The 26,810-nt window shown below is 47.5% G+C and carries 23 protein-coding genes and 1 tRNA gene; 4 read left to right on the forward strand and 20 right to left on the reverse strand.

The genetic code is table 11. The features are described 5' to 3' along the window. Positions 1 to 315: 315 nt before the first annotated feature. Positions 316 to 1,173: an AraC family transcriptional regulator gene (locus FYJ39_RS08880; RefSeq protein ID WP_154472113.1), complete on the forward strand. Its 858-nt coding sequence runs from the start codon at positions 316 to 318 to the stop codon at positions 1,171 to 1,173. A 273-nt stretch (positions 1,174 to 1,446) separates the two neighbouring features. Here the strand turns inward: FYJ39_RS08880 and FYJ39_RS08885 are convergent, their stop codons facing one another. From FYJ39_RS08885 to FYJ39_RS08900, 4 genes are all read right to left on the reverse strand, one after another. After that, the gene (locus tag FYJ39_RS08885; RefSeq protein WP_154472114.1) at positions 1,447 to 2,637 is read right to left on the reverse strand and encodes an acetate/propionate family kinase; all 1,191 of its coding nucleotides are present in this window, start codon (positions 2,635 to 2,637) and stop codon (positions 1,447 to 1,449) included. Between the two features lie 26 nt (positions 2,638 to 2,663). After that, positions 2,664 to 3,659 (reverse strand): phosphate acetyltransferase, encoded by a 996-nt coding sequence (pta, locus tag FYJ39_RS08890; protein WP_154472115.1) that lies wholly within the window; start codon positions 3,657 to 3,659, stop codon positions 2,664 to 2,666. Between the two features lie 216 nt (positions 3,660 to 3,875). Continuing rightward, the gene (locus FYJ39_RS08895) at positions 3,876 to 4,208 is read right to left on the reverse strand and encodes a cyclic-di-AMP receptor (protein ID WP_154472116.1); all 333 of its coding nucleotides are present in this window, start codon (positions 4,206 to 4,208) and stop codon (positions 3,876 to 3,878) included. Positions 4,209 to 4,292: 84 nt separating this feature from the next. Beyond that, positions 4,293 to 5,828: a S1C family serine protease gene (locus tag FYJ39_RS08900; protein WP_154472117.1), complete on the reverse strand. Its 1,536-nt coding sequence runs from the start codon at positions 5,826 to 5,828 to the stop codon at positions 4,293 to 4,295. Positions 5,829 to 6,096: 268 nt separating this feature from the next. Between FYJ39_RS08900 and FYJ39_RS08905 the strand changes: the two genes are divergently transcribed. Then, a complete protein-coding gene (locus FYJ39_RS08905) occupies positions 6,097 to 7,371 on the forward strand; it encodes a tRNA(Met) cytidine acetate ligase (protein WP_154472118.1) in 1,275 nt (424 codons plus the stop codon). A gap of 130 nt (positions 7,372 to 7,501) precedes the next feature. Here the strand turns inward: FYJ39_RS08905 and FYJ39_RS08910 are convergent, their stop codons facing one another. The 14 genes from FYJ39_RS08910 to FYJ39_RS08980 form a co-directional block, all read right to left on the reverse strand. Further along, positions 7,502 to 8,752 carry a methyltransferase gene (locus tag FYJ39_RS08910; RefSeq protein ID WP_154472119.1) on the reverse strand — a complete coding sequence of 417 codons (1,251 nt, stop codon included), beginning with the start codon at positions 8,750 to 8,752 and terminating at the stop codon, positions 7,502 to 7,504. Positions 8,753 to 8,817: 65 nt separating this feature from the next. After that, on the reverse strand, positions 8,818 to 9,471 hold the full coding sequence (locus FYJ39_RS08915) for a histidine phosphatase family protein (RefSeq protein WP_154472120.1): 654 nt from the start codon (positions 9,469 to 9,471) through the stop codon (positions 8,818 to 8,820). A 13-nt stretch (positions 9,472 to 9,484) separates the two neighbouring features. Further along, positions 9,485 to 10,849, reverse strand: coding sequence for a PFL family protein (locus FYJ39_RS08920; protein ID WP_154472121.1), 1,365 nt, complete (start codon positions 10,847 to 10,849; stop codon positions 9,485 to 9,487). Positions 10,850 to 10,905: 56 nt separating this feature from the next. After that, positions 10,906 to 11,178 carry an ACT domain-containing protein gene (locus FYJ39_RS08925; RefSeq protein WP_154472122.1) on the reverse strand — a complete coding sequence of 91 codons (273 nt, stop codon included), beginning with the start codon at positions 11,176 to 11,178 and terminating at the stop codon, positions 10,906 to 10,908. A gap of 369 nt (positions 11,179 to 11,547) precedes the next feature. Further along, positions 11,548 to 12,345 (reverse strand): MBL fold metallo-hydrolase, encoded by a 798-nt coding sequence (locus tag FYJ39_RS08935; RefSeq protein ID WP_154472123.1) that lies wholly within the window; start codon positions 12,343 to 12,345, stop codon positions 11,548 to 11,550. Positions 12,346 to 12,428: 83 nt separating this feature from the next. Then, complete coding sequence (gene coaE / locus FYJ39_RS08940) at positions 12,429 to 13,097, reverse strand: dephospho-CoA kinase (protein ID WP_154472124.1); 669 nt, start codon at positions 13,095 to 13,097, stop codon at positions 12,429 to 12,431. A gap of 164 nt (positions 13,098 to 13,261) precedes the next feature. Next, entirely contained in the window at positions 13,262 to 16,021 is a 2,760-nt protein-coding gene (polA, locus tag FYJ39_RS08945) for a DNA polymerase I (protein ID WP_154472125.1), read from the reverse strand. 74 nt (positions 16,022 to 16,095) lie between these two features. Then, complete coding sequence (locus FYJ39_RS08950; protein ID WP_353847271.1) at positions 16,096 to 16,458, reverse strand: anti-sigma factor family protein; 363 nt, start codon at positions 16,456 to 16,458, stop codon at positions 16,096 to 16,098. A 156-nt stretch (positions 16,459 to 16,614) separates the two neighbouring features. Beyond that, positions 16,615 to 16,697 (reverse strand) — tRNA-Leu (locus FYJ39_RS08955). Positions 16,698 to 16,798: 101 nt separating this feature from the next. Further along, entirely contained in the window at positions 16,799 to 17,134 is a 336-nt protein-coding gene (locus FYJ39_RS08960) for a cyclic-di-AMP receptor (RefSeq protein WP_235919783.1), read from the reverse strand. A 167-nt stretch (positions 17,135 to 17,301) separates the two neighbouring features. After that, complete coding sequence (locus FYJ39_RS08965) at positions 17,302 to 17,865, reverse strand: ECF-type riboflavin transporter substrate-binding protein (protein ID WP_154472128.1); 564 nt, start codon at positions 17,863 to 17,865, stop codon at positions 17,302 to 17,304. A 264-nt stretch (positions 17,866 to 18,129) separates the two neighbouring features. Continuing rightward, positions 18,130 to 18,963 carry an energy-coupling factor transporter transmembrane component T family protein gene (locus FYJ39_RS08970; protein WP_154472129.1) on the reverse strand — a complete coding sequence of 278 codons (834 nt, stop codon included), beginning with the start codon at positions 18,961 to 18,963 and terminating at the stop codon, positions 18,130 to 18,132. Continuing rightward, positions 18,960 to 20,678: an ABC transporter ATP-binding protein gene (locus FYJ39_RS08975; protein WP_154472130.1), complete on the reverse strand. Its 1,719-nt coding sequence runs from the start codon at positions 20,676 to 20,678 to the stop codon at positions 18,960 to 18,962. Before FYJ39_RS08975 ends, FYJ39_RS08970 begins: the two co-directional genes overlap by 4 nt. 22 nt (positions 20,679 to 20,700) lie before the next feature. Beyond that, positions 20,701 to 21,585, reverse strand: coding sequence for an SAM hydrolase/SAM-dependent halogenase family protein (locus tag FYJ39_RS08980; RefSeq protein ID WP_154472131.1), 885 nt, complete (start codon positions 21,583 to 21,585; stop codon positions 20,701 to 20,703). Positions 21,586 to 22,046: 461 nt separating this feature from the next. Here FYJ39_RS08980 and FYJ39_RS08985 point away from each other — a divergent pair, with 461 nt between their 5' ends. Further along, positions 22,047 to 22,871: a hypothetical protein gene (locus FYJ39_RS08985; protein ID WP_154472132.1), complete on the forward strand. Its 825-nt coding sequence runs from the start codon at positions 22,047 to 22,049 to the stop codon at positions 22,869 to 22,871. Between the two features lie 99 nt (positions 22,872 to 22,970). Next, positions 22,971 to 23,600, forward strand: a complete 630-nt coding sequence (gene upp / locus FYJ39_RS08990; protein WP_154472133.1) for a uracil phosphoribosyltransferase — start codon at positions 22,971 to 22,973, stop codon at positions 23,598 to 23,600. A 91-nt stretch (positions 23,601 to 23,691) separates the two neighbouring features. Here the strand turns inward: upp and FYJ39_RS08995 are convergent, their stop codons facing one another. Further along, positions 23,692 to 24,423 (reverse strand): acyltransferase, encoded by a 732-nt coding sequence (locus tag FYJ39_RS08995; RefSeq protein ID WP_154472134.1) that lies wholly within the window; start codon positions 24,421 to 24,423, stop codon positions 23,692 to 23,694. Beyond that, complete coding sequence (locus tag FYJ39_RS09000; protein ID WP_154472135.1) at positions 24,398 to 26,569, reverse strand: DNA topoisomerase; 2,172 nt, start codon at positions 26,567 to 26,569, stop codon at positions 24,398 to 24,400. Before FYJ39_RS09000 ends, FYJ39_RS08995 begins: the two co-directional genes overlap by 26 nt. Between the last annotated feature and the right edge of the window lie 241 nt (positions 26,570 to 26,810).

The raw sequence follows: 26,810 nt of genomic DNA on the forward strand, positions 1-26,810 counted from the left end.
TTGTTTGTAATTTTCACCTCATTTCATTCTTTTTCAGCCAGGCTTTTATTATGTTTTCAGTATATCCTCTTGCCCCAAGAATAAAAATATGTTATATTTACATATAAGTTAGATAAATTGCTTTCTATGATTAACTTTGAGACTTTTTTTCATTTAATCTATCGATTTATACTTTATATTAAATATTTATTTTTTAAATTATGGCAATAGTCTATGGTTATCAAGCTAACTGCCTCCACACAATGACGGAACTAACCTGGCACAAATTCAGGAAGCAGAGGATTTTGCCAGTAAAGAAACACGAAAGGAACCACTATGTATGAGCTATTTGATTTGAACGAAGCAATTTTATTCGGTGAATCCGGCAGACTGCTCTATGTCTCTCCCTTTAAGTTTGAACGGGACTGGAATGGGATGCGCCATTCTCATGACTTTACAGAACTTTTTTTCTGCGTTGGCGGAAAGGGAAGCTTCTCTGTCCGTGATCAGTCCATTTCTGTGGAAGCCGGGGATTTTATGATTGTCAATCCCACCATAGAACATGGGGAATCCAGCACTGCTTCCGCGCCTTTGGAATATGTGGTGCTTGGTTTTTCCCACATTAATGTCCTTTTTCATGATGCCGCTTCAGGCTATTACAAGGGAAGCTTCCGCTCCCAATCCAGCCTGATCCGCCCCCTTCTCACTGCTCTCATCCAGGAGGTGTCTGGTAAGCCTGATAGCTATCAAGCCGCCAGCAACAGTATATTGACTCTGCTTTTCATTCTTCTGATCCAGCAGTCCCACTTCCAACTGGAGCCATCTGCTCCTGCTTTACAACCCGATCAGCCTTCCGATCACAAAATTTCCTGGATTCGGCAGTATATTGATGATAATTTTACCAAGACAGTCAATCTGGATCTTCTGGCCTCTAAAATTGGTCTGACTAAATACAGTATCATACGCAGCTTTAACCGTGCCTACGGAATCAGCCCTATCAACTATCTACTGGAACGACGCTTTGCCGAAGCTAGATTTCTGCTCCGGACTACGGACAATACGGTGCGTCAGATCGCGGAATCTCTGGGCTTTGGCTCCGCCAATTACTTTTCCCAGTGCTTTCAGAAAAAGGAGGGCATAACTCCTACCCAATACCGGGAACAGGCCCGCCGGCATCCTTCGGATTCTGTCTGAGCCAAAGCTGCCGGGTTACCTTTAGAAAAGAAAAAGAGTCTGCTTTAAAACAGCTCTTTTCAATAACGCCGCACCTAGGAGGCGCCGCAAAATAGAGCTTTGCAGTAATACCGCACAAAAAACACGGTTCCAGCAGCCATAAAGCCAATTAGAACCGTGTTTTTTGCTCCCCTTTTTTTGAGAAGCTGAGCTTTATTCTATTTATGTCGTCGTTCCTAGCATGTAGCATTACCATTCTGAGCCGCCTGCCAAGCCGGTGACTGCTCTAAACTATTATACTAAAGCAAGGGTTTCTCTGGCAATAGCCAGCTCTTCGTTAGTTGGAATAACCAGTACGGCAATCTTGGAATCAGGCGTAGAAATTCTGACTTCCTGTCCCCTCTTTGCATTGGCTTCATCATCAACCTGAATACCCAAAAATGCCAAATGCTCGCATACTATCTTTCTGGTAACCTTGTCATTTTCTCCTACGCCTGCCGTGAAGGTGATGGCATCCACACCGCCCATGGCTGCCGCGTAAGCTCCTACATATTTGGCTACCCGGTATGCAAAAGATTCCAGAGCAATCTTTGCCCTTTTATGGCCTGCATTGGCCGCATTCTCCACATCACGGCAATCGCTGGATACTCCTGACATGCCGTAAATACCTGACTTTTTATTCAGAATATCCATCATCTGATCAATATCCAGATGCTCCTTATGCATCAAAAACTGCATAACTCCAGGATCCACATCACCGCTTCTGGTGCCCATAACCAGGCCCTCCAAAGGTGTAAAGCCCATGCTTGTATCGATGGATTTGCCATTGAGGACAGCTGAGACACTGGAGCCGTTGCCAAGATGGCACACGATGGTCTTTAGAGAGTCGTAAGGCTTGCCAAGAAACTCTGCTGTTCTCTTGGAAACATAGCTGTGGCTTGTTCCATGGAACCCGTATCTTCTCACCTTATACGTTTCATAGTACTCATATGGAAGTCCGTACAGGTATGCCTTCTCCGGCATGGTCTGATGGAACGCAGTGTCAAACACGGCTACCATGGGCGTATTTGGCATTAACTCCTGGCAGGCACGGATACCGATTAAATTAGCAGGATTATGGAGAGGCGCCAGATCGTTACACTCTTCAATGGCCTTCATAGCCTCTTCTGTAATTAATGTGGAGGAGGTAAATGACTCACCGCCATGAACCACCCTGTGACCTACAGCCCCAACCTCCCCAAGGCTCTTAATAACTCCTGTGGCCTCGTCAGTCAACTCATCCAGCACCAGCTTAATCGCCTGGGTATGCGTAGGCATAGGAGAGACTGTTATCTTCTTTTCTCCGCCTGACGGCTGATAGGTAATCTGGCTTCCTTCAATGCCGATTCTCTCACAGATCCCTTTTGCTAGAACCTTTTCTGAATCCGAATTAATCAACTGGTACTTTAACGATGAGCTTCCGCAGTTAATCACCAATATATTCATTTAAACGCATCCTCCTGTTCGCTTTTTTACTCTGCCTGGGCCTGTACGGCTGTGATTGCCACTACACCCACGATATCATCTGCACAGCAGCCTCTGGACAGATCGTTAACAGGTCTTGCAATGCCCTGTGTAACAGGTCCGTAGGCTTCCGCCTTTGCCAGCCTCTGAACCAGCTTATAGCCAATATTGCCTGCATCCAGATCCGGGAACATCAGAACATTGGCCTTACCTGCCACTTCACTGCCCGGAGCCTTAGAAGATCCAACGCTTGGAACAATAGCCGCATCCAGCTGAAGCTCTCCGTCTACCTTCAGATCCGGGTAAGCCTCCTTTGCAATCCTGGTAGCCTCAACCACCTTATCCACATCCGGGTGCTTGGCAGAGCCCTTTGTAGAGTGAGACAGCATGGCCACCACCGGCTCCTCCTGAACCAGCAGGCGGAAGGACTCGGCAGATGACTTCGCAATAGCTGCCAACTCCTCAGAAGACGGATTCTGGTTTAAACCGGAGTCCGCAAAAACAAAGGTTCCTCTGGCACCCAATTCGCAGTTTGGAACAACCATCAGGAAAAATGCGGATACCAGCTTCGTGCCTGGCTTAGTCTTAATAATCTGAAGACATGGCCTTAACGTATCAGCAGTAGAGTGGCACGCGCCGGAAACCATACCGTCTGCATCGCCGTTTTTAATCATCAGACAGCCGTAGTAAGCATAGTCTGACATCATAATTTCTTTTGCCTTCTCCGGCGTCATACCCTTCGCTTTTCTGAGTTCAACAAATAAATCGATATATTCCTGAGTTTTCTCATAGGTTTGGGGATTGATAACAGTCGCTTTGGACACATCCAGTCCTGCGCTGTGATCCGCAATATCCTCAGGAGTTCCGATAATAACCAGATTTGCAATGTCCTCCTTCAGAATTTTCTCCGCCGCCTCCCAGGTTCTTCTGTCCATCGATTCGGGAAGCACGATCGTCTTTTTATCAGCTTTGGCGCGTGCCTTAATCGTATCAATAAATCCCATGGTAAATTTTACCCCTTTCCTTAGTCTTTTAAACATATGATATTATTATATACTGACCGAAAAGGGGATACAAGTCGATTTTATTCAAATATTGCATTTTTTTACATACCTTAGTAATTCTTATAGTTACTTTTCGCAAAAAATCCAGGGCTTCATCTCACACAGCCCTGGATCTTTCTTATCCTGAAATTCAAATCTTAGCAGCAATCCACTTTCTCAAATTTTCTCGTAGCGATCCACATTCATCACGAATATGGTTGCTCCTCCCACCTCTACGCTCATAGGCACCGTAGCATAGTTTACCATCGTGGTTCCTGAAACATAGGGCATATTCACAGTTAGCCTCTGGTGCTGGCCGCACTCCTGCTTGATTAGCTCTATCACTTCGTCCACCTTGCTATCCTCCGCGCCGATCATCAGTGTAGTATTTCCCTTTTTCAGAAATCCTCCTGTAGTGGATAATCTGGTAACACTGTAATGGTGCTGGGTTAATTGACTTACTACATCATCTTCATTGTCGTTCCTTACGATTGCATATACTAGTTTCATAAGCTGAACCTCCTTTAAGATGTCTGTTAGGTTCAGTATAACACACTTTCCATGAAATAGATATAAAAATCTTTTGTGAATCGGTTAAGACTGGGCGGCCGACTTCGTTGACAGGGTAATCTGCACATCACGCTCCACATAGCTTCCGTTCTCTAAAGATTGTACCGTCAGAGTCACTGCAGAGCCTCCCTCATAGTAGGTAAGCATCTGTTTTAATTCCTCCATATTGGTAACAGATTGTCCGTCAAACTTTGTAATAATATCTTTTTCCCGAAGCTCGGATCTGGACGCCGCTCCGCCTTCTACAATCTTGTATACATATATTCCTACGGGCATACCGAAGCTCTGGGATGAGGCTGCGTCCACATTAATTCCCTGAATTCCCAGATAGCCCTGGGCATCCTCTGCCACAGTGATACGGGTTTTTTTGGTCATAAGATCGTTTAATATATCCTGAGCGCTGGAAATTGGAATGGCAAAGCCAATTCCCTCCACCTCCGTGGAAGCCGTCTTGGCAGCGTTGATGCCGATTACATTGCCATTTAAGTCCAGAAGGGCTCCGCCGCTGTTGCCAGGGTTGATCGCTGCATCCGTCTGTATATATGTGTGCTTGATTCCGCTTTTATCTGTAATCTCCCGGTTAAGCGCACTGACATAGCCTACGGTTAGAGACTGACCATATCCAAGCGCATTGCCGATGGCCAGTACCTGCTGTCCTACCTTAATCTGATCGGAATCCCCCATCTGGGCTACCTTGATCTGGCTCATGGTATCTGAGGGAATATCGGATAGCTGAACCGCAATAATAGCCAGATCCGTAGCAGAATCTGTACCCTTCACTGCCGCCTTCACTTCCTCATTGTTTACAAATGTGACCTTTAAATCCTGGGCGCCTGATACTACGTGATTATTCGTAGCAATAAGCAGCTCTGTGTCGTTCTGGCTTACAATAATACCTGAGCCGTTGCTCTGGGCCTGATAGGTCTGAGGCATTCCGAAAAAGTCTCTTTCCTCAATGGTCATGGTGTCATTAATAGCAACGATGGAGGGCATAGCTGCTTCTGTAATGCCGGATACATCTGTTAAGGCAGATACCGTTGTAGCTCCCTGGCTTCCTCCGTTCTGTGTGCCGGCGGTTGGAGCTGCCTGCTGAAGCTGAGCTGGGGCTTTAGCGCCATCTGCTGTGGTTTTATAGGTACCTGCAAGACGGTTCCCAATATAATTCACACCTGTCATAACTGCACCGGAAATGGTTCCGAACAGAACGGCTGCTGCCGTTATGCCTGCCGCCTTCTTCGCCAGAGAGCTTCTGTTCCTTCTTTGCTCCGATCCCTTTGCGCTGCTCTGAATTATATTTCCCTGAAAGGTTGGCTGATGACAGTAGCCTGTACCAGCAGTTTGGTGATTGGCATTTCCCATCTGTCCGTACTGCTGCCCATTGTGAACATTCCCTTCCGGGCCGCCGGCCTGGCTGTACCGGTTCCCGGCTCTTTCATAAGGATTCCCTGCCTCCGGTATTGTCCAGTTCACCTCAGGCTCCTGCTGTCTTGAAGGTCTGTCTATGTTATCCTGCTGCTGGTTATTTAAGGTCTGATCATTTTGATTCTCATTTTCGTACATAGTAGCATCTCCTTTCATACCTCTCTCTCTATTTACATACAACCTTTGTTGTTCCTTGTATGAATAAATATAATCCGGATCTATGATGGAATTGTGAAGTGATTGTGGAAAAATTGTGTTCAAATTATAATAGATTTATAAACAGCCCGAAATTCACCTGACACGCCATACACCATACACATGAATGAATTTAAATAAACAGTTGGACTTCAAGCTAAAATGCCGCTATAATGTACATACTATGTAGCAGATAAATGAGGTAATATCTATGAAGGTAACAGGAATTATTGCAGAATATAATCCTTTTCACAAGGGACATCAGTATCATATAGAGCAGGCTCGCCAGATAACTGGCTCTGACTTTTGTGTGGTAGTCATGAGCGGTGACTTTGTTCAGAGAGGGGAGCCTGCCATTTTCAGCAAATACGTAAGAACCCGCATGGCGCTTACCTGCGGCGCTGATCTGGTAGTGGAGCTGCCCTCTGTTTTTGCTGTCAGCAGCGCGGAGGACTTTGGAGCCTGCGCCATAGCGCTGCTTTCAGCTTTGGGCGGGATAGATACGGTCTGCTTTGGCAGTGAGGACGGATGCATCCAAAATCTGAAGGCTGCAGCCGGCCTTTTGGTCAGAGAGACAGAACCCTTTCAATCCTTGCTGGGCCAGGGCTTAAGAGACGGCTTAAGCTGGCCTCAGGCCAGAACCCAGGCCCTGCTTGCCATATCCCCATCGGAATCCGGATTTCCCCTGGATAGTGATAGCCTGAACCGTCTGTTTGGCTCCCCCAATAATCTTCTGGGCATCGAATACTGTAAGGCCATACTCCGTCAGAACAGCCCTCTCATCCCTGTGACCATTAAACGGCAGGGGCAGGGGTATCATGATACTTCCCTGAAAGAAGGACAGGCCTCGGCCTCAGCTTTGAGGCAAAGCTTAAGTCAGGAATCACAAGACAGAGTCAGGCTTAAGGTGCTGCCCAGCCCAATCCTGCCGCATATCCCCTCCTCCCTCATACCCATGTACAGTCAAGAGCCTGTGATCACCTCCCAGGATCTGTCCGGTCTTTTAAATTATGTGTTGCTGACTGCGGCTCAAGAGGACAGGGATCTTACCCGGTATGCCGACCTTTCTTCTGATATGGCCTTCCGTCTGAAGGGCCGCCTCCTCCAGTATGAAGACTGGGAGGGCCGTATCCAGCAGCTAAAAACTAGGCAGTACACCTATACTCGTATCAGCCGCGCCCTGCTTCATTTGATCCTTGGCGTCACCAGAGAGCAGATCCAGACCGGCCGTTTGGCCGGATATGCTCCCTATGCACGAATCCTGGGCTTTAAAAAAGAGAGCGCAGAACTGCTTTCCTATCTAAAGCAAAAAGCCTCTGTCCCGCTCCTTACAAAAACAGCCGGCGCCCACCAGCTTCTTTCAGGTGCCGCCCTATCCATGTTCAGGCAGGATATGTATGCCTCCCACCTGCGCCAGAGCATACAGGCAAGAAAACAGGCCCATCCTATTAGCAACGAGTTTACCCAGCCCGTATGTATCCTGTAGCTACATTTGGTAACAGTCTTTGTCCCCAAGGTTGATTTATTCTGGGGTTCTACTAATGGAGGTATACTGCACAAAGTGTTCATCCATGATCCTTCCAACATATGTGGTTGCCTCTGCTGAAACCTGCAGCCTACCCTTCCAATTCCGCCCCCAGCAGCTTCACAATCGTGGGATGAACTCCCAGAAATTCCGTTAATTCCCGGATCGCTGCTTTGTTATCTTTTTTCTTTCCCTGGCGTATGGCCCGGATTAATATATTTTTTGGCGTATGCTCCATATCTATAAACTCCAGAATCTGAGTTCTGTAGCCTGCTGCTTCCAGCATCTGGGCCCTGATCCCATCTGTACAGAGGGCAGCCAGCCTCTCCTTAATCAAGCCATATTGTAACACAGGCTTCAAAAGCTGGTTTTCTATCTGGCCATTCAGCTCATGCTGGCAGCAGGGCACAGACAGAATTACCCTTGCTCCCCAGCCTACAGCCTTTGCCAGTGCAAAGTCCGTAGCTGTATCACATGCATGGAGCGTAACCACCATATCCACCTGCTCCACTCCCTCATAGGAGGCAATATCTCCATGGTAAAATCGGAGCGTATCATATCCGTACCTGCGGCTGATAGAGTTACATTGGTCAATTACATCCTGCTTCAAATCCAATCCGATAATACGAACCGGATACTCCTTGAGCACCTTTAGGTAATAATATATAGCAAAGGTAAGGTAGGATTTTCCACATCCAAAATCAATAATCGTAGTCTCCCTCTCCTGATTCAGATTCGGTAGGATATCCTCAATAAACTCTAAAAACCGGTTAATCTGGCGGTACTTGTCATAACGGCTGTTTACAATTTTTCCCTCCTGTGTCATAACTCCCAGATCCACCAGAAAAGGAACGGCCCTGCCTTCCTCCAGAATATACCGCTTCTTACGATTGTGCTCCAGCAAAGGGGAACCTGACTGAATCCGCGCCTGACTGCTTATTTGCCCGGATCTTGTCCCATGAGCTTTATCTGAGCCGCTTCCTGTCAGGATTCCCTTATCTGCCGGGTTCCTCTTGATCTTCATGGTTATTTTCCCCTTTTTACTCACCAGAATCACAGCCCTACCCAGAGAAGACACAATCTCTCCCTGCTTAAAGGAGCCATCCAATAAAGCCATTACATAGGCTACCGCCTCCTCCCGGCTCATATTCCGGTGAAATGCCTGCTTTCCTTTCTGCTCCTCCGCCTGAAAAGCTAAGGCCCCCTTAATCAGCAAGGGACGAAGTCTGGATTTGGACATCGCCCCTCTGTCTACAGGATGACTAAGCAGAATCCGCTCCAGAGATTCATTCAAAAACCACTCCAGCATTCTTTTCAGTTCTTCCCGATCCTGGTGATTCATACACTCACTCCTTATAATTGATTCCTGCCAGGCGCTGCCTTAGCCGCTTTTCTTCTGCCCTCTGCTCAAACGCTTTCCCAGCCTTCAGTCTCCGCCCAGGCATTCCGCAAAAGCTCAGGATGAGACTCCAGATGAGCATAATCGTTAAACCGCTCCAGTATAAAGCTTTTTTTCTTTTCATTCCATAAAAGCTCCGTGATGCCGCAGTTCTCCAAATCCTTTCCCAAAATACGCCACTTATTTAAAGGTATTTCCAAATAGTGAGCCGCCATAGATCGTATGACGCCGCCGTGAGTCACTACGGCAATCCGCTCATAGCCGCTCTCCGCCATCTCCTGAAACACGGGTTCTGCCCTGCGTATCACATCTGCCGCACATTCTCCCTCCGGGTATGGCAAATCCTCCTCCATTCTGTCCTGACGGATTTTAAAGTCCTTATATCGGAAGGAAATCTCAGCCTCAGACAGCCCTTCCATCGCTCCGAAGGATATCTCCCGAAGCTCAGTCCTTATAAAATGCTCCACCTTCCAGTAGCGATTGGCAGCCTGGGCCGTCTCCAACGCCCGAAGCAGATCGCTGGAATAAACCGCCTGTATCTTTGCAGGAATCAGCCGTTTTCCAACCAGAGCCGCCTGTGTATAGCCTTTCTCACATAAAGCAACATTGACATTACACAGTCTGCTGCACTGCCTGCCATGCCGGATCAAATAAATTCTCATAAGGACGTCCGCCTTAATTCTTAAAGCTGTGAATAGGAGCCGGAATTCTTCCGCCCCTGGTTACAAATCGCTCACAGGAAAAGGTATTCACCGGGATAATAGGGGCATATCCCAAAAGCCCTCCAAATTCAGCCGTCTCTCCCACCTTCTTGCCGATAACAGGAATCAGACGGACAGCCGTAGTTTTCTGGTTAACCATGCCGATGGCAGCCTCGTCTGCAATGATACCTGCAATGGTAGCTGCCGAAGTGTCTCCCGGAATTGCTATCATATCCAGGCCTACAGAGCAGACACAGGTCATAGCCTCCAGCTTCTCCATCGTCAGAGCGCCCAGGCTCACTGCATCAATCATCCCCTGATCCTCACTGACAGGTATGAATGCGCCGCTTAAGCCCCCCACATAGGAGGAAGCCATTACGCCGCCCTTCTTGACCTGATCATTCAGCATCGCAAGGGCTGCGGTAGTTCCGGGAGCCCCCACCCGTTCCAGGCCAATCTCCTCCAGAATCTCCGCCACACTGTCGCCTACAAAAGGAGTGGGCGCCAGAGACAAATCTATAATCCCGAAAGGAATTCCCATGCGTCTGGACGCTTCCTGCGCCACCAGCTGACCAACACGAGTAATCTTAAATGCAGTTTTCTTGATAGTCTCACAGAGCACCTCAAAGTTAGCCCCTCTGGCTTTCTCCAAAGCTACCTTTACAACTCCCGGACCGCTTACGCCTACGTTGATGACAGCCTCTGCCTCTGTGACGCCGTGAAATGCTCCTGCCATAAACGGATTATCGTCCGGCGCATTGCAGAATACCACCAGCTTAGCACAGCCCAGCGAATCCTTCTCCTTTGTAGCCTCTGCCGTCTCCTTTACAATCCGTCCCATCAGCTCCACAGCATCCATATTAAGCCCTGTCTTTGTAGAGCCCACATTAACAGAGCTGCAAATGCGCTCTGTCTGAGCCAAGGCTTGGGGAATCGAGAGGATAAGATGTTTGTCGGCTGTCGTCATCCCCTTGCTTACAAGAGCCGAGTACCCGCCAATAAAGTTTACTCCCACCGCTTTGGCAGCCCTGTCCAGAGTTTTGGCAATGGACACAAAATCCTCAGGGCTCTTACAGGCGGCTCCTCCGACCAGAGCAATGGGAGTTACGGATATACGCTTATTTACAATCGGTATGCCGAAATCCTGCTCAATATCCCGGCCAGTTGCAACCAGCTCCTTTGCCAGAGCCGTTATTTTATTATATATTTTCTGGTTTAAAGCTTCCAGATTGCTGTCTGCGCAGTCCAAGAGGCTGATTCCCAAAGTGATTGTACGCACGTCCAGCTTTTCGTGCTCAATCATGTTGTTGGTTTCATTTACTTCATATATATTAATCATGGTTTTTCGCGTCCCTTTCTTACTGTTTATCAGGATTTCCCCTTAGCCGGCAGGCGTCAGATTCTATGCATTTTAGTGAAAATATCCTCTCTCTGGATCTTTACCTTAACTCCGATTCCCTCTCCTGTCTTCTCCAGCTCATCTGCTACGCTCCCAAAGGACTTGACCATATTACTCACATCCACAATCATCATCATGTTAAAATACCCCTGAACAATCGTTTGGGAAATGTCTAGGATATTAATCTGATTCTCTGCCAGATACGTGCATACCCTTGCTATGATTCCTACTGTATCTTTCCCTACTACTGTAATAATTGCCTTACTCATCTTCATTCTCCTCATGCCGTTTTTTCCCTCAGCTCTCCAGCGGGGATGTTCGTAAACAGTTTAACACATCTTCCCTAAAAAGTCTCCCTGGGTTTTATTATTTTTTCTTATAGTTCCATGCAGTAAAACTCTGCGGTTTCTGTCACAATTTTATTATTTTCTATAACCATACCGCCCAGCCGCCGTAATCAAAAGTGCCGCTGCCATGACGCAATTTCCCTGTATCTTTAATTGTCTAAAGGCGTTTTCCATTTTACTTATAATTTCCGGCTTTATATCCAGTGAGTGATGTGCAGGAAGTACCTTTTTTGCAGGTAATGTCGCAATTTTTTCAAGTGAAGCAAAATAGGCATAAAAAATTGCCTTTTGTCATACATAAATAATTTCACTCATACTATCGCGGCCCGCCACAGAGATCGAAAAGTCTGAAGATCCATAGGGGCAGTCTCCCACATCAATCTCCATTTTAACAGTCTCATATGCCAGCTCTGCGTAATTGTTCTCCCTGCTCAGGTGGCCTAACAGAATCTTCTTCAGCTTATCGTGAAGCAAATGGTTCAAAAGCCGTCCTGCATTTTCATTGGACAGATGGCCTCGATCTCCCAGTATTCTACGCTTTAAGTAGTAGGGATAGGGGCCTGTTTCCAGCATACGCACATCATGGTTGGACTCCAGCAGAAGGGCGTCCAGTCCCTGAAGGCAGTCGATTATGTACTGATTATAGTGCCCCATGTCTGTAGCAACCGCCACTGATTTATCTCCCTCCTGCACCCTGTACGCCACTGGATTGACAGCATCATGGTCAATCTTAAAGGGCTTTACCGTCAAATCTCCCAGCTGGAATTCCTTATCCGGGCAGATAGGAGTTAAAAGCTCTCTGTCAAATACTCCCAGGCTACCGGCAAAGGCAACTTTCTCCAAGGTTTCTGCTGTTCCGTAGATGGGTATTTCATATTTTCTTGCCAATACCCCAAGTCCCTTAATATGATCCGAGTGCTCATGAGTAATGAGGATGCCCTTCACATCCTTCCCTGTCAAACCAATTTCATTCAAGCCCAGTTGAATCCGCTTATTGCTGATTCCCGCATCTACCAGAATATGCGTATTGTCTGATCCTATGTAAATACAATTACCACTGCTTCCGCTTGCAATGCTTACCATTCTCATGTTTATAGTCCTTTTTATAAATTTGATTCCTAAAGGCCCAGGCCAGGCATGCCTTCCTATCCAACCGGCAGGTCCAGACTGGCTCAGACATCCTCCTGCCGGCCAAAGGAAGCCTGACCCAGCAGTTTTAGCCGTCTTTGAATCTGACCCATGGTTTCTTCCACTGTTCCATTGTTATCAATCACGACATCACAGAAGGAACGGAAGGTTTCCTCCAGCGCCTGATTTTTCATGATGCTCAGGCTTTTCTCTTCCCCATATCCCCGTCCCTCCTTCAGGCGGGCCATGCGGTTTTCCCATGATGCATAAACATACCAAATTTCATGGCAGTTGTCACGGAATTCTTTTGAGGGAATGGCAGACTCTATCACCGACCTCCCCTCCCTGGCCTCCTTAAAGCAGGCCTTCCAAACCAACGGGTGAATGATCCTGTCAACACCAGCCCGCTTGACAGGGTCAGAAAAAATCAGCTCTGCCATTACCACACGATTAATCGATCCATCCTGATTTAAAATGGAAGAACCAAGGTATTCTACTACCGCCTGATAGCTCTCCCTTCCAGGTTGAAGCATTGCTCTTGCTACTTGATCAGCCTGGATTACATGAAAGCCGTAGTCTGCCGCCAGGATCTTTAAAACCCGGCTTTTCCCTGCCCCCACCCCTCCCGTAAGGCCAAGGATGAACCTCCCTCTTTCTGGACGCTCTGTGCCGAAGGGCTGGCCAGCCTGCTCATTGTATTTTGCGTCATTCATCTAATTTTCCCCCTTTATACAAGCTCCAGCTTTCTCATGTCCGGCTTCTGCTGCCGCTTGTTTGACTGTCCGATGCTCCGTCGCCCGGCATGGCTTCTGCTGCCCCAGCTTTTAACCGGTTCTGCTCCTGCCATCCCATATGCTTCCTGACTGGATCAGGCTTATCATTTGGCATCAAACCAGGAGCTGCCAACCTGAGCCTCCACCTCCAGAGCTACATGCAGCTCTGCGGCATGCTTCATCTTATCTATCAAAAGTTCCTTTACCGTCTCTATTTCATCCTTCGCAGTCTCAATTAAAAGCTCATCATGAATCTGAAGTACGATTCTGGACTTTAAATTCCTCCTCCTCAGCTCACGATCAACTGCTATCATGGCAATTTTCATAATATCTGCCGCCGTTCCCTGGATGGGTGAGTTCATAGCCACACGCTCTCCGAACTGACGCTGCATAAAGCTGGCTGATTTAAGCTCAGGAATAGGGCGTCTCCTGCCATACAGTGTGGCTACATATCCCATCTCCTTTCCCTGGCTTACCAATGCGTCCAGAAAGCTCTTAACCCCAGGATAGGTTTCAAAATATTTTTCAATATATTCCACAGCCTCTTTCCTTGAGATACTCAAATCCTCGCTAAGTCCAAAGGCACTGATACCATACACAATACCAAAGTTAACCGCCTTAGCGTTGCGCCTCTGCAAAGGCGTCACCTCATCCAGAGGTACATGGAACACCTCTGAAGCCGTTATGGCATGGATATCCTGAGCCGACCGGTAAGCCTCGATTAGCCTCTCATCATTGGACATATGGGCCAAAATACGCAGCTCTATCTGTGAGTAATCCGCATCTACAAACACACATCCCTCCTTTGGAACGAACACCTTCCGGATCTCCCTCCCCAGCTCCATGCGGATCGGAATGTTCTGGAGATTCGGCTCTGTGCTGCTAATTCTGCCTGTAGCAGTGATGGTCTGGTTAAAGGTTCCATGAATCCTGCCATCTGCGCTGATAAATGCGGCCAGCCCCTCTGCGTAGGTAGAATTCAGCTTTGTAAGCTGGCGATAATCCAAAATCTTTTGCACCACCGGGTAATCCGGCGCCAGCTTATCCAGCACATCCGCGGCAGTGGAATAGCCGGTCTTGGTCCTTTTGCCTCCCGGCAGCTTCATCTCCTGAAAAAGAATCTCTCCCAGCTGCTTGGGAGAATTTATGTTAAAGGCTTTTCCTGTATCCCTGTATATCTCCTGCTCCAGCTCCGCAATCTGAACCTTCAAGCGGTCGCCGTAAGCCTTAAGCTCTTTCTGCTCTACTTTTACACCCTCCTGCTCCATATGAAACAGACTGTAGATCAAAGGCATCTCAATCTCTGTGTAAAGCCGATACATGCCTGTATCCTGAAGCTGCTTTTTTAATGGAGCTGCTGCTTTTAAAGCGATATATCCCATATAGCAGGCGCAGGTAACGGCCTCCTTTTCTTCAACCCAGAGGGACTCTCCCAAATCAGCCTTACCCAGCAGATCAGCTCTGGAGGGAACTGTCAGCCCTAAATAATCCCTTGCCAGATCATCATAAGCATAAGTATCCTTCAAAGGATTCAGAAGGTATCCGGCAACCCCTTCGTCATAAACAGAAGCCGTATCCTCAAGTTCCAGATAGGGGAGCATTTCCTTCAGATTCAAAACCCAGATTTCTTGGGGAGAACTGCCGCCGCCTTTCTCTGTACACAGTGCCTTCAGGTTATTCAAAAGCACAGCTTCCCCCAGACCCTCTCCCACTGCCATGCAGTAGATCTCTTCGCCTCCCAGACAAAGAGCCAGGCCTGTCACAGGACTCAGGCCTGCCCTGGCCTTCTTGCCTGCCCTTATTCCTCCATTCTCGTCAAATTGGAAGGCCAGCTGCTCCAAAGCCTCCGCTGCCTCTTTACGCTCCCTTCCGATTATAAGCTGAACACCCACGGCAGACGCCTTTGCCGCTTTTTTAAATATGCCCGCAGCTGTCTTTTCATCCTTCACAAGTACAAAATGATCCTCAAGCCTGGAGGTAGAGTCATCTCCCATTGCAGAAGCGTCAAACCGTGTAAGAATAGACTTGAACTCCAGCCGCTTCATGTACTGATAGGCCTCAGGGGTATAAAAAGTCTCTATTTTCGCATCCTCATAGGTAAATTCCACCGGACAGTCGATGCAGATGGCAGCCAGCTCCTTGCTCATTTGAGCCATTTCATAATGCTCGCTCAGCGCCTTCTGCGCCCTGGGCGGCTTGATTTCCTCCAAATGCGCATAGGCATTCTCAATACTCTTGTAAGCTACAATCAGGCTTGTGGCCGTCTTTTCCCCGATGGAGGGTACGCCTGGAATATTATCCGAAGCGTCTCCCATAAGAGCTTTTACATCAATAAACTCCAGAGGACTTACCTGATATTCCCGTATCACATCCTCAGGATAATAATCCTTTACCTCTGTACCAGAGCGGCTGGTCTTGGGAATCCGGATTTTGATATGCTTATCTGCCAGCTGCAGCAAATCCCGGTCGCCGGATACCACAGATACTTCAATCCCCTCAGCCTGACTCCGCTTTGCCACTGTACCCAGAATATCGTCAGCCTCATATCCAGAAAGGGTCATAATGGGAATCCCCATTGCAGTAAGAACCTCTTTCATAAGAGGAACCTGCTCATGAAGCTCCTGAGGCATTGGCTTTCTGGTTCCCTTATAGGCGCCATACATTTTATGGCGGAAGGTCGGCTCCTTTAAGTCAAAGGCTACTGCCACATGATCCGCCTTCTCCTCCTCCAGAATCTTGAACATAATATTCAGAAAACCGTATATTGCGTTGGTATGAAGCCCTTCCGAATTGGTCAAATCCGGTACCCCATAAAAGGCCCGGTTCAGTATGCTATGTCCGTCAATTAATACCAGCTTATCCATTTATATAATTATCCTTTCTATCCATTGCATAGATAACCCCAGAGCTGTCCGAATCTCAAGCCCGGTACACTGCGCTAAAGGCCCATAAACCCCATCTGTCCCCATATTCGAACTTGAAGTATTATAACCACCAGCAAGGCCCAAAAGCAAAGTGTGTTCACTGCATACCGGGCTGTCTGCAGCAGGCGCAGAGTGTGTATCCTCTGCCTGGACAGCTCCAGCTCCGTCTCTAAGTCCCCACTGATATTATAAGAGCCCGTCTCCTCATCCAACTGCCTGATTCCTACGTCTACCGTAAAATAAATTTCCAGCTCCTCCCGGCATTCGCCGCAATGTTCAATATGTTCTAAAAAGTCCCTCAACTCATCATCAGTAATACTTCCATTAATATACGGCATTACCAGACGCTCTGCTTCCCTACAGGTCAAGGCAAACACCTCCTGTCTGTCATTCTGCTCAAATACTCCTTACATAATACAATAAATAAGAGGCTTTTTCAACGAAAGATTCGATACCATAGGTTGCGTGAGCAAAAGAAAAAGTCCCAAGAACGATGAAATCATCAATCTCAGAACTTCGCCCTGCCAAGGTAGTGCCGGCAGTGGGACTTGAACCCACACGATGTCGCCATCAACGGATTTTGAGTCCGCCTCGTCTGCCATTCCGACATGCCGGCTTATCTTTGCAACGTTAGCTATTTTACCATAGGTTAGCCTATTTGGCAAGCGTTTTTTGCAGATAAAAGCCATTTTCACCCGTCCCCTATAGCCAGACACCCTATTCCTGATCACAAAGTCCCTTTATCTTCAGGAGTCTTGCCTCCCCCAGCAAAAGCACTGTAGCTCCTCCTATCACTATGTTTTTTTGAACATCCACAAACATATGACCGTTATATTCCTTATCCTCAATCTCAATGGCCCTTTCCCTGCAGCTGATCTCAACCAGCTTCAGCGTCTCTTCAACCCGGTCTGTACCTACCAGGAACACATTCAGCCTGCGGTTGGACACCAGACCCCCGGCATCAATTTTGGTAGCCTGAATCCTATGTTTCTTAAATGCTGCCGCCAGCCCGGCCGCATCTCTCTCCTGTACAATAATCAGCATTACATTCATATCCAACGTTCCTCCATGGGGCAGGTAATCCTACCCTCTCATTCACTAACGCTTCTCCTGCTGTTATCCCAGCTTCCCATTCCCAATTTTAAGCAGGCTATCCTAAGAGGCCAGCCAAAGCAGAGCTCTCTGGCCAGCCTTCCTCTTTCCCGCATTCTTCTGCCCTTTTATCCTTCCTTTTTCAGGCTGCCCTTTTTGGATCTTGTCTTGCTGTAAACTGCCAGCAAAAGGGAACCTATTACACCTGCAGAAATTGAATTGGAAATTGCGGACACAATTCCTTGGGTAAATACCAGCTCTGGGGGTTCGGCATATATGACGATATCTAATACCGGTGCGATCCCAATCCATGCAATCATATTTGCGGCTACCTGGTAAAGATTAAATCTAAGAATATCCTTTTTCCCAAACTCACCCTCTTCTACATGCAGCTTCGGATATATGAGTCCTGTCACAAAGCAGGATACCCCGCTGGCAATTACCCAGCTCCACCACGCCGCTCCATATTGAATCGAATCAGACAGGGCATGTCCAATCAACGCGATCAGGCCGCCGGCAACGGGACCGAACAAGGACGCGAAAAACGCGCCAATCCCGTATGCCGTCTGGATATCCGTAGACGGAATTCCAGTCGGTATTTTCACATACATAAACAGAAGCGTAAATAAGGCCGCTCCTAGTCCAGTCGCAACAATGGTCTTTGTCTTGAATTCAAACATCTTTTTTGTCATCTTCTTTTCCTCCTTGGCAGCAACAGAGCTAACCTGTTGCTTTTGTAAATTCAACCACCCACTGGTGTTCATAGCTTCAACCGAATGCTTCGCAAAGATTCCCCGAACCTTTTCCAAAGAGGCCTCCGGCTTAAGTATGGCATGCTCCACAATTTCTTCTATGGGATATTCTACAAGCGGTAGCTGGCCTTCCCTCTCTGTAAGTAAAACCTGTCTAAAAAACTAGAATCAGCTTCATAAAGTCACTTCCCCTTCCATCAACCCTTAAATAAAGGGATTCCAAAAGCGGGAGCCGTTTACAAAAAAGGTTAGATACAAGGAACCGGCCAAAATCAGAGTTCCAAAAGCAAGCGCCATCCAGTCCCCCCGCCTCACCGGCCTGGCTCCGTACCAGGTTCGCTTCTTATGCTTTCCAAATCCCCGCAAATCCATGGCGTTGCTGATAAGCTCGATCCGATCCAGGGTTGAAAAAATCAGGGGAATACAGATATTCATACTATTCTTCACCCGTACTCTCACCTTTTCCCTCCTGGACAAATCCAGTCCCCGGCTCTGCTGTGCCAGCGCAATATTTTGATAATCCCGAATCATATCCGGGAAATAGCGCAGGGTTAGAGACAGCGCATAAGCGCCTTTATAGCTTACCCCCACCCGGTTCAGCGATGCCGCAAATTCACTTGGATTGGTAGTCAGCAGGAAAATCATTCCCAGAGGCACCACCGACGCATATTTGGTAATCTTCGTCACCTGATACAAAAGCTGCTCCCAAGTAACCGTATACCGGGCAGTAAACCGGAAAATCTCATGGGCTGTTCCATAAAGCTCCGTTCCATACCCTGGGCTGAACAGATAGGTCAGCAAAAAATTGATCAAAAGAAATATAACCACATAGATTGTCATCAGCTTAATCTGCTTAAATTGGAGCCCGGACACTTTGAATATCACTACAGAAAGAGCCATGACAAACAGAATGTAGCGGACATCATAGGAAAACATGACCGAACATGTCATGCAGATGAAACACACCAGCTTTGTCAGCCCGGAAAGATTAAACATAAAGTTATCTCTGTCAACATAATCAAATAACTTCGCTTTCATCTGCGGCACGTCCCCCTCTCGTAATCAATAAAGCGCTGCACAAACACAGAAGGGTCGTCCATTCCTGCTTTGATTGCCAATTCATACAGAGAGGTCAGCTTCAAGTTTGCTTTCTCCGCAATTTCTTTATTGGTCAGAATATTTACAGCGCTATTGTCTCCAATCTTCCTTCCGTCTGAAATGACAATCGCATGGGGAGTATATTCCAGCATTAAGTGCATGTCGTGTGTGATCATAAGAATGGTTACCCCCTGCTCATTCAAGCTCTTTAGAAATTCCATAATCTCTGTATAGTGGCGATAATCCTGACCCGCTGTGGGTTCATCCAGAATCAAAAGCTTCGGCTCCAGCGCCAGCATCGAAGCGATGGTAACTCTCTTTTTCTGCCCAAAGCTCAGCGTAGCTACCGGCCACTTCTTGAAGGGTGCCAGACCGCAGATTCGCAGCGCTCTATCCACCTTCGGCTCAATTTCCTCTTCAGCAATGCCGCGGATGCGAAGTCCCAGCGCAACCTCGTCATAAAGCATCGGCTTACAGATCATCTGGTTGGGATTTTGCATTACATATCCTATTTTCTTCGAGCGTTCCTTGATTGTCTGCCCCTTTAAATCCTCTCCATAATAGAACAGCCTTCCTTCATCCTCAGTAACAAAACCACAGATGACCTTTGCAAGGGTGCTTTTTCCAGCACCGTTGGTTCCCACAATGCTGACCATCTCCCCTTCCTGGATTCGAAAGCTAATATCCCTCAAAATGCTCAGATGCTTCGTATACCGAAAGCTCAGATGCTCTGCCTCCAGAATGACCGGACGTTCCTTTTTCCTTTCCTTTTTTATTTGATCCTGATTCCATTTCTTAAGAGGCTCTCTGACCTGGCTGATATCCAGCGTGTCCAGACGTCCTGCCTTCATCTGAGCATTCACCTGAATACCCGCATATTTCATGGCAGTTACATACAGCGGCTCACGAATTCCCAGACCAGGCAGTATATCAGCGGCCATCAATTCGTCCGGCGTCATATCCGCCACAATCCGGCCTTCGCTTACAACAATGATCCGATCCACCTCCCGGTACAGCACATCCTCCAAACGATGCTCGATGATCACCACTGTCTTTCTGGATTCCTTCCAGACCCGGTCAATCAAATCAATGGCAGTCTTGCCCGTTGCCGGGTCCAGATTCGCAAGAGGTTCGTCAAACAGCAGAATATCCACATCATCCACCATAACTCCTGCAAAGGAAACCCGCTGCTTTTGTCCCCCGGACAATTCATAGGGAGAAGCCTTTAAAAGCCTGCCCATATCCACCACATCCGCCACTGCCTGCACCGTTTTTTTCATCTGCTCCAGAGGTACACAGTCATTTTCCAGAGCAAAGGCAATATCCTCTCCCACCGTCAGTCCGATAAACTGCCCGTCCGCGTCCTGCAACACGGTTCCCACCTTTTTGGACAGCTCAAAAATATTCATCTCTCTGGTTTCTTTTCCGCCAATCTTTAAGCTGCCCTGAATTTCCCCTTTATAAGAAAATGGAATCAAGCCGTTCAAACAATTACCAATGGTACTCTTTCCGCTTCCGCTGGGGCCTACAATCAACACCTTTTCCCCTTCGTAGATTTTCAGGTTAATATCATAGAGTGTCGGTTCTGCCTGACTAAAATACTGGAATTGAAAGTGTTCGAATACGATTGCCGGTGTTCGCCCTGTCTGATTCATCTACTCCTCCTGTACTTACTATTTATCCTTCAAAAACCTGGCTTTCATTTTCATATACAAGCCTCGGAGCTTTGCGAATGGTAATTCTCCAGCTTGTCCCAGTTCCGATATTATATGCCCTGGCAAAACTTCCCTGATTAATTGCCACAGCCATGCAATCCAGACTGTTTACATATACCAGCGGCTCACCCACATATACGTCCGCAAAGCTTTTAGCATAGGCCAAAATATTCTTGTACAGTGTACGTGTCCCATTTTCTATGCTGATTTCTACTCTCCCTCCATGATCGACTCCCAGCTTTTTAAATAGATCACGTGAAATATTCGTCCACAGACTTCCAAAGCGGACATCCAGCACATCAATGGTTCCTCTTACTTTTTCCCCATCGTAGATGGCTTCCACGATTGGAAGTTCAATGACACTCTCCACATCTACCTGAGGCCCTACTTCCTCGAAGGTAATAACGCCTGCTGCCAGCCTTGCTCCTGTATAGGCATAAATATCTCTTCCATGAAAGGTGTAGCTTTCTCCAGAATTTGGAAGGCGATTCACACGTTCATCAATTACTCTTGCCTGCTTCAGTCCGATCATTCTCTTTATGTGAGTCAGTGTTCCATTATCCGGCGACACAATATACTGTCCCGCCTTAGTTTCGACAACAATGCTTCTTCTTGTTGAACCCACGCCCGGATCTACCACACTGACGAAGACAGAGCCCTCCGGCCAATAGCTCAGGGTCTGAATCAGGCGGTAGGACGCCTCCCAAATATCGTATTGTGGTATCTCATGTGTCAGGTCAGAAATCTTCAGCTCCTGATCGACTCCATAAGCAACTCCATACATCGCGCTGACCGCTCCATCCGACGTTCCAAAATCTGATTGCAAAATAAGTGGTCTCTTCCTCATATTTTCTTTCCTTTTTAGCTAAGGGCTTTTAATCTTACCTTGCGGTAATCAGTATAATTCTATTTGCTTTTCACTGTCAAGAAAAACTTGCCAAGCTGCGACCGCTTTCCCGCCTTTTTCCGACTTTCCTTCCTGCCTTTAATAATTCGTAAGCATTTCTTCAAACTCCGTCCATGAATAGCGTATATAATAAATATGATTCGGACAAAATTCGGAATACGGCAGTGGAATTTCGAAAAACCAGATTCTTTCCATTCTCTGATGCCACGATATTGATGCTTCTTAAATCCTTGTAAACAAAAGAAATTAACGTTCTTGACAGGGACTTGCATGCAATATGACCGGTCATCCAGAGGACAAATGAGGGGCTATAGGCTTTTCGGTGCCTGAGTCCTAACGATTACCGGGTTGTGCCGATTTGAACAGCCTGACACTACCCAAAATACAAAGGAGGATATATTATGGATACCAACAAAAAAATTCTAATTGGCGCAGTCAGCGCAGCCGTGGTAATCGGCGGCACAGCCATCGGGCTGGTTCTCAGCCAGACCCCTGAAAAAGCAGACCTTTCCACTATACATACCGAGGCGTCAGCCGAAGCAGAGCCGGAAACCATGGCTCCCACCACCGAGGCTGCGTCTGAAGCGGCCACAGCACCAGAGCATACAGGCACTGCCTCCAGCATTGCGGCTGATATTGAAACCTATACCTCTGGAAACATATCCATCCAATATCCGGTCATCCATATGACGGACGATCCGAAAAAGCAGGAGCAGGTCAACGCCCTTTTAAAGTCCAACGCCCTCTCTGTCATCAAGGCTCACGGTATCGACAACACCAAGGATACCCTCTCTGTCAAGTGCAAGGTTATCTCTGTAGACCGCAAACGGCTTACAGCCACCTATACAGGCATCCTGACCGCAGATGGCGCAGCCAATCCTCTCAATCTTTTTTACTCAAATACTGTCAACCTTCTGCAGATTCAGGATCTGGGAATGGATGATTTCTCCGACGCTTACACCATGGCCGGATATGTGCTCAGCGACGATGTTAAATTCTCCGGCATTTCCTCTGATGTGGAGACAGAGGTATTGAAATACCGAAGCGCCTGGGACATCGACGCCTTATCCCAAATATTGGGGGGTGCGGATTTTCCCCTGGATTCCGAAACACAGTGGCCGGAATCCTTCAGCTACGAGAAGCAGGGAACCATCTATTTCTCCATACCTGTACCTCATTCCTTAGGAGATTATGTCCTAGTTTCCTTTGACCCATCTACCAAGTAAAACCAAAACGAGGCCGCAAGTTTTAACAATATAGTTGATATCAAAAAGCATTTGAGCTATAATTACCATAATTCTAACTGACAAAGGAGCAGCCATAACATGGATAATGTAATGATTTTTGACCATCCGCTGATTCAGCACAAGATTTCCATCCTTCGCGATAAGGCCACAGGAACCAATGAATTCCGTGCTCTAATCGAAGAAATTGCTATGCTTATGGGCTACGAAGCGCTGAGGGATCTTCCGGTTGAGGACGTGGCGGTGGAAACTCCCATCGAGACCTGCATGACCCCTATGATTGCCGGACGCAAGCTGGCAGTAGTCCCCATACTCCGCGCTGGACTTGGAATGGTGAACGGCATATTGGCGCTGGTGCCAAGCGCAAAGGTAGGCCATATCGGCCTGTACCGGGACGAGGTAACCCATGAGCCTCATGAATATTACTGCAAGCTTCCCAGTCCGATCGAGGAGCGTACCATCATTGTCACAGACCCGATGCTGGCAACCGGAGGCTCCGGAGTATCTGCCGTAGACTTTATCAAGCAGCACGGCGGCAGGAAAATCAAGTTTATGGCTATCATTGCTGCTCCTGAAGGGCTTGAACGCCTTCATAAGGCCCACCCGGATATTCAGATTTATGTAGGCCATCTAGATCGCTGCCTCAATGAAAATGCCTATATCTGTCCAGGTCTTGGAGATGCAGGCGACCGGATCTTTGGAACCAAATAATAGAATTGAGCGTTATACAAAAAATTTGCCTCACATTGAAATACAGTTCAACGTGAGGCGCTTTTATGTTCTTTACTGAGCCTATTTTCAGCTATTTAACTACCTTAAGCCCGCCCTTCACCAGCTCCTGCTCTGCATCCTCTGGCTCTCTTTCTTCCTTAATTATAATCTCTGTCTGATTTTTGTAGATGGAGTCAGCCGGTACACAGCCTCTTACGCTGGACAGTGGATAGATATTGCTGTTTCTTCCAACTACAGTGCCTGGATTCAGCACACTGTTGCAGCCCACCTCTACCTTATCGCCTAAAATTGCTCCAAACTTTTTAAAGCCGGTGGTAACATCCCCATTCTCAGCATGTACCTTTACCAAAGACTTGTCGGACTTTACATTAGAAGTCACCGCGCCTGCTCCCATATGGGCCTTGTAGCCCAGAATGGAATCTCCCACATAATTGAAATGGGGAACCTGAGCGCCGTCGAAAATAATCGCATTTTTAAGCTCACAGGAGTTTCCTATAACGGCGCCCTCTCCAATAATAACGCCTCCTCTTAAAAATGCGCTCTGGCGTACCTCTGCCTTTGAGCAGATAATCATCGGCCCTCCCATAGCTATGGTAGGAGCAACCTTAGCCGTCTTGTGAATCCATATATTCTTACCGATCTTTTTGTACTCAGATTCAGGAAGAAGGGGCCCCATCTCCTCAATAAATGCTCTGATGTCAGGTAGCACCTCCCATGGATACACATGTCCGTCAAAGAGTCTCTCCGCGATTGTATGGCTTGTGTCTAACAGTTCTTTAATTGTCATCTGTTCCAGTTTCATAATCTGTTCTCCTTTTCGCTGCTGATTTTTTTGTTCCTGCGCCGCTGGCTATGCCCTTATCACGACTCTGCTCTTTTTTATAGTACGCGGCTGCCTTGTCAAAATATCCCCGCATATCGTATTGATTATTCATACGGATAACGTTTACAGTACGGCCCGCTACAAATCGCTCCAGCTTCTCCATATACTCCTCCGAGGTAATGGAACCCTCCGCCACATAGGTAAGTCCTTTCTCCCAGCTGGCTGTCAAATCTGGGTTCAGAAGCTGCTTTAAGGAATGTTCCACTACGTCATACACCATTTCTCCCAGAAGAGTAGGCGTAATGACCTGGGTCTTATGATTCAGGCTGAGATACCTGATGTGAAACAGCTTCTTAAGTATCTCTGCTCTGGTGGCGCTGGTTCCAATGCCGCTGCCCTTTATTTGGGCGCGAAGCTCCTCATCCTCTATAAGCTGTCCTGCATTTTCCATAGCCAGTATCATGGAGCCGGAGGTGTACCGCTTCGGCGGTGAAGTCTCCCCCTCCTTTATGTTCAGCTCCAACAAGGTTAGTATATCATTTTTTTTCAGTTCTGCAAGCATCTGAAGCAAGACAGTTCTGTCAACTTCTGGAGACTGGACATCCGCCTCTTCGCCTTCCTCCCCGTCTCCTGACAACCTGCCTTCGAGGGCGCCCTTCTCCCCTTTTGGCAGCTCCTCTGGCTTCTTAGATAATTTTATATCCGCCACCTTCAGATAACCAGGCTCTGACAGCACCTTAAAGCTTGCAAAAAAATGCTCCTTCAGACGCTCCAATTCCACACTGTATTTCTGGTAAATGGCAGCCGGATAAAAGATGCTTAAAAATCTTCTGCATATAACCTGATATATCTTCTCGGAAAGAGGCGGCAGCCCCCTCAAGCTTCCCAAGCCCTGTCCTGTAGGGACAATGGCATAGTGATCCGTAATCTGCTTGTCATTGACATATCTGGTTTTCCCAATGCCTTTATAGGAGCCTGATTTCAAAATTTCCTCCGCAAAGGCGGACATAGGGCCGTAATCCTTAAGCCCTCCTATGTTTTTGTAGATTTCCCTGGCAACTGCTGTGGATAAAACTCTGGCGTCGGTTCTAGGATAAGTGACCAGCTTTCTCTCGTAAAGCTCCTGAACCACCTTCAAGGTCTCATCCGGGCTGACCTTAAACATCCTGGAGCAGTCGTTTTGAAGCTCTGCCAGATTGTAGAGCAAAGGAGGATTTTTCGTCTCCTTCTTTTTCTCCTTAGACACCACAATGGCTGTCAGAGGCGGTTCTTTTCGCAGATATTCTGTTAGCTCCCCGGCGTGCGCTCTTTCCTTAAAACCGTTCTCCTTATACAGATAAGGAGTGCCAAAATATCTTGAGCCCTCTACGGCTCTCCATTCTCCTTCTATCGGAACGGTTTTCCCATCCTGCCCCTTTCCCTCAAAGGTTCCGACGACACGGTAAAAGGGCGTTTTTACAAACTCTCTTATCTCCCGCTCCCTGCGGACCACCATTCCCAGCACACAGGTCATCACACGGCCCACAGAAAGAACTGTAAACTTCGTTCCCAGGTAATTCGACATAGAAGGCCCATATTTGAGGGTCAGAGCTCTGGAGAAATTAATCCCCATGAGATAGTCCTCCTTTGCGCGAAGATAAGCGGAGGCCGACAGGTTATCGTAAGCAGATGCGTCCCTGGCCTCCCGGATGCCCCGCAGAATCTCATCCTCTGTCTGAGAATCAATCCAGACCCGTTTCTCCCGTTTCCCCTTCACGCCTGCCATCTGGGCTACCAGGCGGTAAATGTATTCGCCTTCACGCCCTGAGTCCGTACAGATATAGATAGTTTCCACGTCCGGCCGGTTCAGCAGGCCCTTCACCGTCTCAAACTGCCTGGCTACATTGCCAATGACCTCATACTTAAATTCCTTTGGAAGAAAGGGGAGCGTCTGAATACTCCAGCGCTTATACTTCATGTCATAGGCTTCCGGATAACTCATGGTTACCAGGTGCCCCACACACCAGGTAATTACCGTATCCTCCGATTCTATATACCCATCTCCCCGCCTTCCCCTCACCTTAAGGGCATCTGCAAACTGCTGGGCAACGCTGGGCTTTTCTGCTATATACAACGATTTTGTCATTCAATCCCTCTTTTACTTATTGGCACATTGATATAGTATACCATTAATTGCGCTCCCAGGCAACGTATATGAAAAAAAGGATCTTATTTTTGTTTTTCACAAAATTTTTTGAGAAGTCAAGACCACCGGCTTAGCCGGTGGCTTGCTTTGACCCTATAAGGGTCTGTTACCGGCACCGGAGTCTAAAGACTCATCGAAATCGGTTCGCCAAGCGCAACATCTTTTACCTACTAAGCCCTAA

This window comes from Clostridium porci (genome assembly GCF_009696375.1).
Taxonomy (GTDB): Bacteria; Bacillota; Clostridia; order Lachnospirales; family Lachnospiraceae; genus Enterocloster; species Enterocloster porci.